The sequence below is a fragment of the Trichocoleus sp. FACHB-262 genome (assembly GCF_014696035.1).
GTDB lineage: Bacteria > Cyanobacteriota > Cyanobacteriia > FACHB-46 > FACHB-46 > Trichocoleus.
Map to the genome: position 1 here is coordinate 23,149 of NZ_JACJPK010000046.1, position 14,198 is coordinate 37,346.

Annotated in this window: 13 protein-coding genes and 1 tRNA gene; 4 read left to right on the plus strand and 10 right to left on the minus strand. The window is 51.2% G+C overall.

Annotation, left to right across the window (positions count from 1 at the left end; all coding sequences use genetic code 11):
- Nucleotides 1-4: 4 nt before the first annotated feature.
- Nucleotides 5-835: a tetratricopeptide repeat protein gene (locus tag H6F68_RS09190; protein ID WP_190558354.1), complete on the minus strand. Its 831-nt coding sequence runs from the start codon at nt 833-835 to the stop codon at nt 5-7.
- A 516-nt stretch (nt 836-1,351) separates the two neighbouring features.
- Here H6F68_RS09190 and H6F68_RS09195 point away from each other — a divergent pair.
- Nucleotides 1,352-2,917, plus strand: a complete 1,566-nt coding sequence (locus tag H6F68_RS09195) for a hypothetical protein (protein ID WP_199295806.1) — start codon at nt 1,352-1,354, stop codon at nt 2,915-2,917.
- A gap of 20 nt (nt 2,918-2,937) precedes the next feature.
- Here H6F68_RS09195 and cobA read toward each other — a convergent pair whose 3' ends face one another.
- The 5 genes from cobA to H6F68_RS09220 form a co-directional block, all read right to left on the minus strand.
- Entirely contained in the window at nt 2,938-4,605 is a 1,668-nt protein-coding gene (gene cobA, locus H6F68_RS09200) for a uroporphyrinogen-III C-methyltransferase (protein WP_199299999.1), read from the minus strand.
- Entirely contained in the window at nt 4,602-5,132 is a 531-nt protein-coding gene (locus H6F68_RS09205; RefSeq protein WP_190558357.1) for a GNAT family N-acetyltransferase, read from the minus strand. The genes cobA and H6F68_RS09205 overlap by 4 nt, the downstream gene beginning before the upstream one ends.
- A 20-nt stretch (nt 5,133-5,152) precedes the next feature.
- Nucleotides 5,153-6,007: a DUF72 domain-containing protein gene (locus tag H6F68_RS09210; protein WP_190558359.1), complete on the minus strand. Its 855-nt coding sequence runs from the start codon at nt 6,005-6,007 to the stop codon at nt 5,153-5,155.
- A 107-nt stretch (nt 6,008-6,114) separates the two neighbouring features.
- Nucleotides 6,115-6,199: transfer RNA gene (locus H6F68_RS09215), tRNA-Ser, on the minus strand.
- A 107-nt stretch (nt 6,200-6,306) separates the two neighbouring features.
- Entirely contained in the window at nt 6,307-7,236 is a 930-nt protein-coding gene (locus tag H6F68_RS09220; protein WP_190558361.1) for a TIGR04168 family protein, read from the minus strand.
- A 200-nt stretch (nt 7,237-7,436) separates the two neighbouring features.
- Between H6F68_RS09220 and nadA the strand changes: the two genes are divergently transcribed.
- Nucleotides 7,437-8,408 (plus strand): quinolinate synthase NadA, encoded by a 972-nt coding sequence (gene nadA, locus H6F68_RS09225; RefSeq protein WP_190558363.1) that lies wholly within the window; start codon nt 7,437-7,439, stop codon nt 8,406-8,408.
- 198 nt (nt 8,409-8,606) lie between these two features.
- Here nadA and H6F68_RS09230 read toward each other — a convergent pair whose 3' ends face one another.
- The 4 genes from H6F68_RS09230 to H6F68_RS09245 form a co-directional block, all read right to left on the minus strand.
- A complete protein-coding gene (locus tag H6F68_RS09230; protein ID WP_190558365.1) occupies nt 8,607-9,086 on the minus strand; it encodes a TerB family tellurite resistance protein in 480 nt (159 codons plus the stop codon).
- A 124-nt stretch (nt 9,087-9,210) separates the two neighbouring features.
- Nucleotides 9,211-10,998, minus strand: coding sequence for a M61 family metallopeptidase (locus H6F68_RS09235; protein WP_190558367.1), 1,788 nt, complete (start codon nt 10,996-10,998; stop codon nt 9,211-9,213).
- 117 nt (nt 10,999-11,115) lie between these two features.
- Entirely contained in the window at nt 11,116-11,799 is a 684-nt protein-coding gene (locus H6F68_RS09240) for a Crp/Fnr family transcriptional regulator (RefSeq protein ID WP_190558369.1), read from the minus strand.
- Nucleotides 11,800-12,291: 492 nt separating this feature from the next.
- Nucleotides 12,292-12,873, minus strand: a complete 582-nt coding sequence (locus H6F68_RS09245) for a thioredoxin family protein (protein WP_190558371.1) — start codon at nt 12,871-12,873, stop codon at nt 12,292-12,294.
- A 146-nt stretch (nt 12,874-13,019) separates the two neighbouring features.
- On the opposite strand from H6F68_RS09245, the gene H6F68_RS09250 reads away from it, so the two are divergent.
- Both H6F68_RS09250 and H6F68_RS09255 read left to right on the plus strand, forming a co-directional pair.
- Nucleotides 13,020-13,754, plus strand: coding sequence for a 2-phosphosulfolactate phosphatase family protein (locus H6F68_RS09250; protein ID WP_190558373.1), 735 nt, complete (start codon nt 13,020-13,022; stop codon nt 13,752-13,754).
- A 218-nt stretch (nt 13,755-13,972) separates the two neighbouring features.
- Nucleotides 13,973-14,197: a hypothetical protein gene (locus H6F68_RS09255; RefSeq protein ID WP_190439189.1), complete on the plus strand. Its 225-nt coding sequence runs from the start codon at nt 13,973-13,975 to the stop codon at nt 14,195-14,197.
- Nucleotide 14,198: the final 1 nt, after the last annotated feature.

The window sequence follows — 14,198 nt, forward strand, 5'->3', positions numbered from 1 at the left end:
AAGACTAATGCGACACCAAACTCTGGTCTATCCGCTTAATTGCCCGCTTAATCAGCCTGACTCCCTTAGGATTACCATGAGCTAAACACAGCTCTTCGGCTTGCTGCAAGTGATCTAAACCTTGATCCACATCTCCTTGCTTGCTCAATGCTACACCTAGGTTGTAATGAGTTTCCGCAGAGTCAGGAGCCAGATCGAGCGCTTCTTGAAATTCCTCGATCGCCTTATCTAGTTTTCCTTGCCGCCCTAGAGCAACACCAATCTGATAGTGCATTTCAGCCGAAAGCTCGTAGGTTTGCTCCAAGCTGAAGTGATGAGATCCATTGGTTGCCTGTTGCGATTGCTGTTGCTGGCGTAGGTGCTCAGCAGCTTTTCTAGCAGCGTTAGTGAGTTGAGCTTGAGATTCCTGCACTTTTTGTTTAGCTGTCTGAGCCGTGTCAGCTAGCTTCGCTTGAGATGATTGAGCAACCTCTTGAGCTGAGTCAGCCATATGAGTTGCAGAAGTCTTAACTTGTTCAGAAGCATCCTTGACAGTGCTGACTACTCCTTCGATGGCATGGGTGGTACTTGGGCTGTCGTCATTGCTAATAGCCGCTCCAGCAATACCTCCCACCACAGCACCGATCGTGGCTCCGACACGACCCGCAAATAAGCGTCCAATCGCAGCGCCCGCGACACCACCACTCACAGCCGCCGCAACTGTCGTTGTGACTGGATCTGTACCGAGTTGCTCAGCCAAAGTATGACTTTCTGCATGGTCCAAGTGGGATGGCGCGGTCGTGAGGTCATCAGCCTCAGAGGGTTGGTTAAAAGGTTGGATGCCACTGCTAGTCATAGTCGTCTCCACTTGCTAAAAATCGGCTCGCTGCGATGTCTCGTCTGATAAATATTTATTATTTGCTTACCAATTTACCGAACTCACGCAGCTAGTTCACCGAGCAAAAGAGAGACTGTTGCAACCTCTGACTCAGCCCACGGTTATACGCCGGAATAGGCAAAGCTCGGGAAAAGTGAAGTAAGGCGATCGCTCACCAATTGCTCACCAACCGCTCACTGACCCTATCCAATCACCATTGTTCTTTGCCAGCTAAGAACCGGAGCGCGACGTACTGAAAGCCGAGTTTCTCAATTCACAGAACCAGGATGGTTTAAGATGTCTGCTGATGCAATTCTATTTAATTGCTCTTAACGTCCAGCTTAGGGTTGTGCCTCAGCCTAGAGCAGGGAACTTTATGGGAATACTTTATTTCAATCAGTGAATTGGTTGAAGAATTTGAACTGCCGTGGGCTGCATCAAGCCAGTTTTGTTTAGTCCTGTTCTTGTGCGTCTGAAGGAGTGTTCCACCTTTCCATGAGATTTTCGCGACTGTTGCCCTCTGTATGTCATCAGAGCCAAATTCCCAAGCCTCCCTCTTGGAAGTCTTACTACCGCGGTTTTGTAGCTACTGCTGCCTTGACAACCAGCCTCATCAGCCAAACCGTCTGGACCCAACCCCCTCAAGCACAAGCAGCAGCTTACTGTCAGCTCTCAGCCGAGGCGATCGCGCAAAAAGAAGCAGCTCGCCAAGCAGCCATGAAAGGGGAAGAGAAAGCTAAAGAGCGTTACAAAGCTTTAGTTCGTGAGCACGCAGCGCAAATGCAGCAGTGCCGTAGCCGTACTTGGCCGCAAACACAAGCCGTTTGGTTGCGCCTCTACCCTTGCGATCTCCAGCCAGGGGCGCTAGAAAGCGTCATGGATCGCATCATCAATCGTGGCTACAACCAAGTCTATGTAGAAGTTTTCTACAACGGGCAAGTGTTGTTGCCAATGGCCGAGAATCCCACAGCTTGGCCTTCAGTGGTTCGGGTACCAGGTTCTGAAAAAGCTGATTTGCTAGCGCAAGCGATCCAGAAGGGCCGTGAGCGGGGGCTGAAAGTTTATGCCTGGATGTTCACGATGAACTTTGGCTATTCTTACTCGCAACGTCCCGATCGTCAGCAAGCGATCGCTCGCAATGGCAGCGGCGAGACGACAACGACCACCCGCAGTATTTTTGACCCCAACGGGGAAACGGGGGTGGTGATTGCAGATGAAACTTTTATCGATCCTTATAGTATTCAAGCCAAACAAGATTACTACCAAATGGTGCAAGCGGTAGTCCGTCGCCGTCCAGACGGAGTGCTGTTCGACTACATTCGCTATCCCAGAGGCACAGGTGCCGCTTCGATTTCCAGTAAAGTTAAAGACTTATGGATCTATGGCGACTCAGCCCAACAGGCTCTATATCAACGCGCTTTGAACAATAAAGGTTTAGAGCTAATGCGGCGGTTCTTGGGTCGCGGGTATATTACGGCGGGCGATGTAGCTGCGGCAGATAAGCTGTATCCCCAAGAGGCAGAGCCGATGTGGCAGGGGCGCACTCCTTCTCGCTTACTTAAGGCATTGCCCGCCGCCCAACGCCAACCCGTGCTGCAACAAGAGTTGTGGCTCTTGACAGTCGCTCACGCGCTGCAAGGAATTGTAGATTTCTTGAATCTGGCGATCTCACAAGTGCAACAGCAAGGAATTGCGTCGGGGGCTGTCTTTTTCCCGGATGGCAATCAGACGATTGGGCAAGGGTTTGATTCTCGGTTGCAGCCGTGGGAACGCTTTCCAACTTCGATCGAGTGGCACCCAATGTCCTATGGCGTTTGTGGTGACCCTAGCTGTGTGGTGTCTTTGGTGCGACGGGTGGTGAGTATGTCTCCTCCAGGGACCAGAATTACCCCCGCGATCGCAGGAGCGTGGGGACAGTCTCTTGGCAACCGTCCGTCTCTGGAACTTCAGATGCAAGCGATTCGCCAAGCTGCTCCGCAAATTAATGCAGTGAGCCACTTTGCCTATTCCTGGCAAGAACCCCAATCTGACCGCGATCGCAAATCTTGTAAAGCGAAGTAGAGATATAGATAGAGATAGGGCTAGGGCTGGTTTTCTCTGGCCCTCTCAGTGGCTCCCTGGCTGGCCCATTGAGCGATCGCTTGAGTCAACCCTGGCAAAGTGTATTCCTGTGCTTCAACCTCGACTCGGCCAAAGCGCTCTAGACAAGTTTTGGAGGTTTGGGGGCCGATAGAAGCAAGGCAAACTCGTTGGAGTTCGTCAATCAGGAATGAATGTCCTAGGGCTGCTTCGACGAGCTGGCAGAAATGCTTCACGGTTTTGGAGCTAGCGAAGGTGACGATATCCACAGAACCCTGTTGTAAAGCATTGAGAGCAGCAGGGGCGATCGCACCAGGGCAACCCGACTGGTAGGCCGCTACCTCCACTACTTCCGCACCTTGAGCGGTGAATTCTTTCACCAGGACTTCGCGGCCTCCACTCTCCACTCTGGGAAATAGAATTTTGGCACCTTGCAGGCTAGCTTCGGGAAAGTGAGCCACCAAGGAATCCGCGACAAAATCGGGTGGAGTGAAATCTGCGTTCAGGCCACGTTGCCCCAGGCTGGCAGCGGTTTTCTGGCCCACGACGGCAATTTTGACTCCTGCTAAAGCTCGCGCATCTTTGCCTTGAGCAGCCAAGCGTTCAAAAAAGTAATCTACAGCGTTGGTTGAGGTGAGCACCAGCCAGTTAAAGGTAGAGAGCTGAGCGATCGCTCGATCTAACTCATCCCAACTTGACGGTGGACCAATCTCCAAAGCGGGCATTTCTACCACTTGGGCACCAATGGCTTGCAAGCGATCGCAAAACTCACTCGCCTGGCCGACCGAACGAGTCACTAAAACGGTTTTACCTGCGAGGGGCAGTGGAGTTGTCAGGGCTTGTTCAGGAGTGCTAACCACAGTTTCAGTTGTAGGTAACAGAGAATGCAGCACCAAACCGCTTACAGAGTTTGGCTGTGTATCATTCTGCCTGTTTATGGGCGATCGCAGGTAGTCCCGCAGCCGCACAACTTCACCAATCGTAATTACGCAAGGCGAGAGAGACACCCCTGCTGTTTGCGCCACCATGGTTGCCAAGGTGCCCACCCAAACTTGCTGCTGGGGTCGTCCTGCCCAGCGAACGATTGCGATCGGGGTGTCGGATGATTTTCCTTGTTGCTGCAACTGCGCCACAATCTCAGCTAAGTTTCTGCCACCCATTAGTAAAGTGAGGGTTTCGATTTGAGCTAAAGCAGGCCAATTGAGTGCTTCTAGGTCGTGAGCGGTGGCGACAGCAAAGCAGCGGCTCAAGGTTACATCGGTGAGGGGAATGCCTGCAAATAGAGGGGCAGCGATCGCAGAAGAAATCCCTGGCACGACTTCAAATGCACAATCAGCCGCAACCAAAGCCTGAATTTCTGAAGTAGAGCGACCAAAGATAAACGGATCACCACTTTTCAATCGCACTACTTGTTTTCCTTGCAGGCAATGCTCCACCAACAGGCGATCGATTTCTGTTTGGGGTGTACTCGGTTGCCCACCCCGCTTGCCCACATTCAGTTTCAAGCAGTTCTTTGGGACGAATTGCAGTAACTCTTCCTCGGCCAAGGCATCGTAAACCAGCACCTCAGCTTGCGTCAGCAGTTGGTAGCCGCGCACCGTAAGGTAAGCCACATCTCCTGGCCCTGAACCAACAAGATAAACCTTGCCGTTTTTCTGAATTATGGTCATCGCGTTAAGGCATAGGAATACACATCACGAGGTTCTTGGCTGAGGTTCTGCCGAATCATAAAGCGACGCAACACACCCTCTTGCATCATGCCTGCTTTCTCCATCACTCTTGCTGAAGCAATATTTTCCACATCACACTGAGCTTCAATGCGATAGAGCTGTGGTAGCGCTAAACCAGCCTTCAACACAGCCCGCAACGCTTCGGTTACATATCCTTGACCCCAAAATTGACGGGCTAAAACGTACCCAACCTCAGCTCGGTGCCCTTCTAGTCTTAGCTCAATCATGCCTAGAAGTTGACCATCCTCGGCACGAGTCATGATCCAGGGAAAGCGATCGCCTTGATGCCAAGCTGCCAAACACTCAGTTAAGAATGCTTGGGTTTCAGTAATAGACTGATGGGGTTGCCAAATCAGGTAGCGCGTCACTTCTGGATCTTGGGCATAAGTTTGAAAGATTGCATCAGCATCCTCCAGCCTTGGAAGCCGCAGCAGTAAACGTTCTGTATAAAGCAACTTGGGCAACAAAGAAAACTCCAACTTCACACTTAAAAGAGGCTAAGTTGAGCGGGAGGCTGGTCAAAGCTATCCCACGGTAAGGCAGGGACGGATACACCTTGTTTTTCCAGCAAGTGTTGGAAGGCGCGGGCATAACCGGGCGATCGCGCTTCTTGGGGACAGTGCATAAAGAAATAAACGCGAGTGCCTTGACGCAGCCACTGGTCTACATGCGTGACCCACTCCGCCCAATATTCCTCATTAACTTCGCGCTCTGGATGGTTGATGAAGCGAACCAAACTAAACGGAGCGGTCACAGTGGGTTGGAGGGGAAGTTTAGGTTTGCGTCGTTCCGAGTTGAGCTGCGGATCATTAGGGCCATTGTAGACAGCGCGAGTGTCGAGCAAAACTCGTCCCACGCCCAACTCTTCCAGAAGGGCAGTGAGTTGCGTGGCGTGAGTGGACTTAAACCAATTTAAGTGGCGCACTTCTAGGGCCAAGGGAGCGGTTTCGCACGGCCACGCTTGGAGAAAAGCGGTGAGGTCGTCCAGCCAAGCGGGACTGTAACTGGGTGGCAACTGCACAAACATTGGCCCCAAGCGATCGCCCAATCCTTGCATGTGTTCTAGAAAGCCTAAGGCTGCGGAAATTTGGGGTGCTAACAAGCCTTGGTGGGTAATGTCGCGCGGTAACTTGAGGCAAAACTCGAAGCCAGGAGGAGTTTCAGCCGCCCATCGCGCTACTGTTTCCGCATCAGGCACCGAGTAAAACGTGGTGTTGCCTTCAACCGTGGTGAAGCGGCGACTATAAAGTTGCAGAAAATCGGTAGGACGACTCTTGGCAGGAAACAAGTCACCCACCCAATCTTTGTAAGCCCAAACGGCACAGCCTAGAAAAAAGTTCATGTTTTTGATCCTAGACTGAAACCTCCCTCCGGTTTCACTAAGACCCGCTTCACATTTTCGCTTTTCGAGCCTGGAGCGTCCGAAATCTCTAGAGCAAGTAGTTAAAACGGAGAGGGTGGGATTCGAACCCACGGTCTCTTTCGAGACACTCGATTTCAAGTCGAGCGCATTCGACCACTCTGCCACCTCTCCAGGCGTTTGGTTAAGGTGCCAATCCATTTAGAGGAACCCAAACCGAAGAATATTCTAACTCGTTCGGCTGCAAACTGTTAGGTTTTTGTTGCAATCCGGTATTTTTCCTACACTGCTTCGGCTACGGCATTGGTTTTGCGGTACATCAATTGCTCTGAAACCACCTCAAAGTCTTGATTCACCCAAACCAAAAACGCTTGCTCTACCACTCCCGCTTGCAGAGAAACCAAAGAGAAATTGCGTAAGCGATCGCCCTCAACTGGCTTAATCCGAGGCACATTGGCGGCATTGAGGTAAACAGTACCTTTAGCGTCTTCATAGATAGACGTTCTTAAGCGCTCTTTGGTGTGACGGAGATTATGGTGCATGTGCCCAAAAGCTACCAAGGGAACTGCTTTACCAAGAAGATGGCTTTGAGCGATCGCGGCAGCAAAGTCAGGATCGCCATAATCTCCCCCAATGGGCATCCAATCTCGGCCACAAGGGTCTTCTGGGCGATCGCCGAGTCCGGTAGGGCCGCAGTGACCTAAGAAAATCACCGTTTCGTAAGCTGTACTTTGGACTGCTTCTAAAATCTTGGCAGTGGATTCCTGGAAACTGGTCACTCCATAGCGATCGCGATAAAACTGTTCGTTTTTCCAGGAGGAACCACCCCAGCTAAACGGACGACTACCCACAACGGTTAAGTTAAAGGCAGGAAAGTCGAGCTTGCTGTAGCCCACATGGGTTTCACCGAGCAAGTCTAGCTGGTCTTGCACCCAGTCTTCTTTGGTGCGATCGTAAGGACACTTTTTTCTACCCCAGTCGGAGGCGCTATACCAAGCGTCGTGGTTACCCATGATTGCGGCTTTGGGTAAGTCTACGGCAGCGATCGCGCGTACCACTTCCACGGATTCATTGCCGAAGTCGCCCACAAAGAGCGCTAAATCCACGCCTAAGTGCTTCAGGGCTTGCCCATCCTCAGCTTCCCAAGCATCGTGGACATCGCCAATCACTGCAATTTTGATAGTTTGGTTGCGATCGCTCTGACTGCTCATGCCTATTCCTTGTCGTCGCTAGGGGTTGACTAAAACAACCCTTTTCCAGGATAGGCAAGCATCGAGCTTTTTAACAGGACTTAGGGACAGAGTTATCCCATCAACCCACTGCTGCCACACCTGGCTTTTGGTAAAAAATACTATAATTGAAGTACAATTAGTTACTTCACACTTCTTTGCACTCTAGGCGGCTTGCAACTGTGTTTACCACTGCCCTTCCTCAGCAACGCTCCAACCCATCCACCGCTTTTCCTCAAGACTTGTTCGCAGCGATTCAAGCGCTGAAGCAAGAACTAAACGCCATTATTCTGGCTCATTACTACCAAGACCCAGACATTCAGGATGTCGCTGACTACCTGGGGGATTCACTGGGCCTTTCGCAACAAGCCGCCCAAACTGATGCGGATGTGATCGTGTTTGCGGGTGTTCACTTTATGGCGGAAACTGCCAAAATTCTCAACCCTAACAAGTTGGTGTTACTTCCCGACTTGAACGCAGGTTGTTCCTTGGCAGATAGTTGCCCACCTCAAGCCTTTGCCGAGTTCAAAGCGGCCCACCCGAATCATTTAGTGGTGTCTTACATTAACTGCACCGCTGAGATTAAGGCGATGAGTGACATCATTTGCACTAGCTCCAATGCAGTCAAGATTGTGCGCCAAATTCCGGAAGACCAACCGATCATCTTTGCACCCGATCGCAACTTAGGTCGTTATGTGATGGAGCAAACCGGGCGAGATTTGGTGTTGTGGCAAGGAAGCTGCATGGTACACGAAACTTTTTCTGAGAAGAAGATTGTGCAGTTGCAGATGGAGCATCCCGACGCGGAAGTAATTGCTCACCCGGAATGTGAACCTGCTGTGTTGCGTCATGCTCAATACATTGGTTCGACTACGGCATTGCTGAAGTATGCAGAGCAAAGCGATCGCCAAGCTTTTATTGTGGCGACGGAACCGGGGATTATTCACCAAATGGAGAAGAAAGCCCCTCACAAGCGGTTTATTCCTGCACCGCCGATGAATAATTGTGCCTGCAATGAATGTCCTCACATGCGGTTGAATACGCTGGAGAAGTTGTATTTGGCGATGAAGCAGCGATCGCCGGAGATTACGTTACCGGAAGATGTGCGGGTAAGAGCACTGCGTCCGATTCAGCGGATGCTGGAGATGAGTTAAACGTCTTTCTTTAGTTAAATATCTTTGAGAAATCCGCGCCTTGGGGGCACTCGCTCCCCAACCCCCGCTGAGGGACGGTTGCGTCCCCCAGACCCCCTCCAAACGAACGTAACGGTAGTGTTTCGAGGCTTGGGGTCTTACCTCTTAACTTCTAGCTCCCCCTTCACTAAAGGGAAGGGGGCTGCGGGGTTAGGTTCTTTACCCATTAATAAAGTGCTGAATTTGCACGACTAACAACTCGACAATGCCGTCTTGGGTTTCGAGGCTGGTTTGGGCTTCGGCTTCAACTCGCTGCACTGCGTCGGGTGACAGGTTTAGTAGGCTTTTTAGGCATTCGTAGGCTTTGGCTTCTTCTTCGTTGATTTCCGGTTCGTTGGGGGTGCGAGCGCTGGAGCGGATGACTTCGTAGCCTAGGCGTAGCACTAATTCGCGTTCTTCCTGTCGATCGAGTTTTGGAATGATCTCTTCTAGGGGAATGTTTTGAAGTAGATAGTCTCGCAATTCCTGTTGCAATCTCTGCTGCTGTTTAGGGTCGTTGGCAAACAGGCGGCTGAATTGGTCGAGCATGAGGTCAATTTCTTCGGTAGCCAGGTGGCCGTCAGACCAAGCCATTGAAGCCACAGCTCGCAACAGATTCATCTGGCGAGGGGTAATGGATGGGGGCGGTTGAGTCGGCATGATTTCCCTCCCATCGGGAAGCGTCAAGAAGTGGACAAACATCAAATGCTTGCCCTCACGCTAACATACAACTCCTGAGACGCTGAAGGAGTTGATGTGCTTCTTAATGAGTTCTGGGATTGAGCTAGGCGATCGCTTTGAGTGGAACTCCTAACCAACTCGCAAAGTTTTGTTCTTGAGCGGCTGAGGGGTTTTCAACTGCGACAATCTGGTAACGGTTAGGGCGGGGTGCCGCTAAGGTAACGGTGCTGCTGCGTAGCTCGTCTTGATGGAAGTGGGTAATCTCGACGCTTTGTCCGGGTTGATAGTCTTTAAGGCGATCACTCAGTTGATCGGCACTGATCCGGAAGCCGTTGATCGCTAGCAATTCATCTCCAGCATCAATCCCTGCTTGCTGAGCAGGTGAGCCTGTTTCGACAAACTTGATTAACTCACGGCTATTTTCGGTTTTGACGGTCAGTCCTAAGAATAGCGGTTGATCGTCGCTTTCGCCTTCTGCTTGTAGGCGCAGGCCAAAGGGCTCTAGGAAGGTGTCAAAGGGGAGTTCTTCGGTGCCATCGATGTAGCGGGCAAAGAAGTCGGACAAGTCGGTGTCGGCGACAGTTTCTAGGGTGGCTTTAAGTTGCTCTGGTGTGAAACCAATCTCGTCTTTGCCAAACTGCTGCCACATTTGTCGCAGTACATCGTCGAGCGATCGCTGGTTTGCGTGCCGTTGCCGAATCAGCAGATCCAGCAAGAATGACACCATTTCGCCTTTGAGGTAATAGGAGATTTGCGAGTTGGCGCTGTTAGCATCGGGGCGATACAGCTTAATCCAGGCATCAAAGCTAGATTCACTGGCGGGCTGCACTTGCCGACCGGGTGTGGTTTGCAGGCGGGTAATTTCTTTGCTTAAGTTGCTGAGCAGGGTTTTGGCGTCGTAAATCTCAGCTCGGAAGGGGATATTGAGGTCGTAGTAGCTGGTGGTGCCTTCGCTAAACCACAGCGAGGTCGTGTAGTTTTCTTGCTCGTAGTCAAAAACTTCTAGCGCCTTAGGCCGAATCCGCTTGACGTTCCACAAATGGAAGAATTCGTGCGCGACTAACTGCATGAACCGCTGATACTTCTCTTTTGCGCGGAAGCCAAAGCGGGGGTAGTTGAGCGAGCAAGCGTTTTTGTGCTCTAGTCCACCGTTGCCTTGAGGCGACAAATGCAGCAAAAACAGGTAGGAGTCGTACGGTAAGCCACCAAATAGCTCAGCTTCTACGTCGATAATCTTTTGGGTGTCTTGAATAATCTGCTCAGGGTCTGTGTTGCCTCGGCCCCAAACTGCGAGTTGATGGGGTTTGCCCTGGGATTCAAACTCATATAGCGCGTGGGTGCCGATTTCAAATGGGCTATCGACTAGGGTGTCAAAGTCAGCTGCATAGAAGGTATTGGCTTGACCAGGCACTGTGGGGAGGGGAGTGGCAACTTGCCAGTTAGGGTAGGGAGGCGCGATCGCAACTTGAATCGGCTGATGCTCAAATCCGGGCAGGTAGAAGAACAGCGCAGCTCCGTTAAAGTAGCCGTGGGTGCCATCTAGATGGTTGGTGCGGACAGACAACTCGTTAGCAAAAACACGATAGCGAACGGTGATTTCAGATTGTCCTAGGGTGTCTACTTGCCAGTGGTTTTTGCTGGCTTTGCGCCAAGACAAAGCGTTTTGACCTGTCGCGTTAAAGTTTTGCAGATGTTTGGCATACTCACGCACCAAGTAGGAACCAGGCGTCCAGACGGGTAGCTTCAGGTCCAGCACTGCTGAGGCCCATCCTTGTAGTTGCAAGGTGACTTCAAACAGGTGAGTTTGGGGGTTGGGCATTGCCACCTGGTAGCGGATTTCCAGGTTGGTGCGGGATGAGTTGCTAGGGCGCGTCTGCGTCGCTTCAGTCATAGTTGATAGTTAAGCAGCAAGAAGTGTCAGCAAGGGTTTGAGCTAGCAGTTCTAGCGAGCCTAAGGCATTACTCAACCCATCCCTTCAGGGTAGGTCATTCTGCAAAATTTGGCGGTTTAGGCTTTGCCAGCTAGATGGGCCAGTTGTTTCTGATGCACCAAATGAACTACTTGGTTCGCTGGGTCAATTTTGATCCACCCTTTGTCATTGAGTTTTTCCATAATCTTGGCGGTTTCTTCTACGCCAATATCAGCCACGTCTGCCAAGTCTTGAAAGGGGATATTGAAGATCTCGGTGCCTTTGTTAGAGGCTTGACCGTAATTTTCGCCCAGAGAAACGAGGGTATTGGCGAGTTTTACGGCAGGAGGCTGATGCCGCATTTGAAACCGGATGTTGGTTTGCCGCAGCCGTCGCACCATCAGTTGCAGCATGCGATGGTGAAGCTGGGAGTCTTTGAATAATGTTTGGATAAATCGCTGGGCCGAGATGCTCATTAGCTGAACGGCTGAGAGAGCGATGACATCGGTGGAGCGGGGAGATTCGTCCAAGATGGCCATTTCACCGAAGAAGTCCCCTTGACCCAAAATTGCCAAGGTCAACACATCTTCTCCTGCGTGACGACGCACTTTCACCCAACCGGAAACCACAAAATAAACCGCGTTACCCCAAGCGTCTTCCATTAAAACCGCACGGCCCGCTGGGTAGTCGTGTTCTGTGGCAATGGACATGAGCCATTCCAAGGTTTCGGGGTTGGCGGCGTTAAAGAGAGGAAAAAGCTCGTTAAAAGCTTCAGTCTGCATGAAGGATCTTTAGGATAGGACGTAGGATTAGCAGCAATTCAAAACTAGAAAACCGAGGCTCTAGAGGGAGCAGTGAAGATGCTGTTCCTCTCTACGATGATAGGGCGGGTGGATGTAGCTAAAGCGGGAATTTACGGATTCTTAGAAGTGAGTTTCAGTAATATTAGCGATCGCTAGGTAGCAGAGTTTAGGAGTTAAAGTCCTAGTTTTTGCTGTCTAACCTGTTCTCTCTATGTTACAGCTTGCGGTTGAGGGCTTGAGTGAGAGTCTGTTGCTAAGGTTCATGAAGCACCCTGAGGAATAATTTTTCATAGAAATATTTGATGGTTTGGTGGGCGATGGAGGGGCTGTTGGGGTTTCTCAGTGTGAAAGATCAATGGGTTTGATGAGATTCCTTTGACTAAATCCAAGCTCTTGGGGGCACTCGCCCCCAAACCCCCGCTGAGGGACGGTTGCGTCCCCCAGACCCCCTCCAAAAGTGGCTTTTTGGCTTTAACCGTAATAAGTGGGTTCGTTGCCTAGTTTCCATTTAATGTTGCAGCCGATGCTGGGTGTTTGGTCGGGGTTGATGGGTTGGTTGGCTAGGGCAGCGTCGATCGCGGCGCGTAGGTCTTGGCCTGTGACGGGTTTGTCGTTTCCGGGGCGGCTGTCGTCGAGTTGGCCACGATAGATCAGTTGGCGGTTAGCGTCGAACAGGAAGAAGTCGGGGGTGCAGGCGGCGGTGTAGGCTTTGGCTGTGGCTTGGGTTTCGTCGTAGCACAGGGGAAAGGTGAACCCAAGGGTTTGGGCCATTGTTTTGAGGGAGTCGGGGCCGTCATCGGGGTATTTCTCGGCGTCGTTGGCGCTGATGGCGATGATGCCGAGGTTTTGGGTGGCGTAGTCTTGGCCGAGTTGAGCAAGTTGGTCTTGAATGTGCTTGACGAAGGGGCAGTGCTGACAAATGAACATGACGAGGAGGGCTTGTTTGTCAGCAAAGGTGGATAAGGAAATGGTTTGACCAGACACGACATCGGGCAACTGAAAATCTGGGGCTTGGGTGCCTAGTGCCAGCATGGTAGAAGCGGTGCGGGCCATGTGATCAACTCCTTACAATTCATCTTGAACACCCTTGGCATCTTAACGCCTTCGCTTGGGAAGTTGAGCCAATGGCTTGTAATGTGCTCTAGAGAAACGGTAAAAATTAGAAGCCACGTCGTCTTTGTTTTGTAGCCCGATTGATCATGAAGCTATTTGTTTATCACACGCCTGAGTTGGTTCCGTCTGACGCAATTCCCGATTGCGCGATCGCAATTGATGTGTTGCGAGCCACCAGCACAATGGCGACGGCCTTGGCGGAGGGTGCGGAGGCGGTGCAAGTGTTTAGTGACTTGTCAGAGTTGCTGCAAGTGAGTGAGCAATGGCCTGCTGAACAGCGAATTCGTGCTGGGGAGCGGGGCGGTGCAACGGTGGAAGGATTCGATATGGGTAACTCTCCGTTGGACTGCACTGCTGCTCGTGTTCAGGGGCGACGGTTGTTCATCAGCACAACTAATGGCACTCGGTGTCTGCAAAAGGTGCAAAAGGCGAAGACGGTATTGGCGGGGGCGCTGATCAATCGTCGCGCAGTGGCTAATTATCTACTAGCACAACAACCAGAAACGGTCTGGATTGCGGGTTCTGGCTGGGAAGGTAGTTATTCGTTGGAAGATACGGTCTGTGCTGGGGCGATCGCGCATACGGTCTGGACGGAAAGTGGAGCCAAGCTGGATGAGTTGGCGGGCAATGATGAAATGGTTGCGGCGATCGCGCTTTATACGCAATGGCAAGACCGCTTACTAGAACTACTGCACCACGCTAGCCACGGTCAGCGTCTCCTCCGTCTCAATTGCCATGAAGATCTGAAGTACTGCGCTACAACGGACATTTTGGATGTATTGCCAATTCAGCGAGAGATTGGAGTCTTGGTTAGCAAGTAACTGCATCTGGTGCTAGCTCTAGGGCTGGCTCAATCTAGCCACTGCCTGCCAATCGAATTTATCGGCTTTGGGCAGTGGTTGAGGATCAGAAGGTGAGCAACCAAACATCCATCATCTAGCGCAGAGAAGTCAGTTGCTTTGCTGATGAGTTGCACCCATGAGTCATTAGATGATGACAATTGGAAACCAATACTGGTTACGTGACGGTTCGAACCACCATGAATAATGTTTCTGATTTGGTTGTATCTAGAGGCTGTCTCTTAAAAACAGAAACCATTAATGATCAAGAGTTTTACTGGCTAGAGAGTCCGCATTTTACTAGCAAGCTCTACAGCAATCTAGAGGAACTAACCGCTTTAGTCCAAACGCTACCCATTACCTTCAGCTCTGCTCAGCACTATTGGGATGATAGCTTCCGCTGTAGATTTCGCTTCAAGAGCTAGT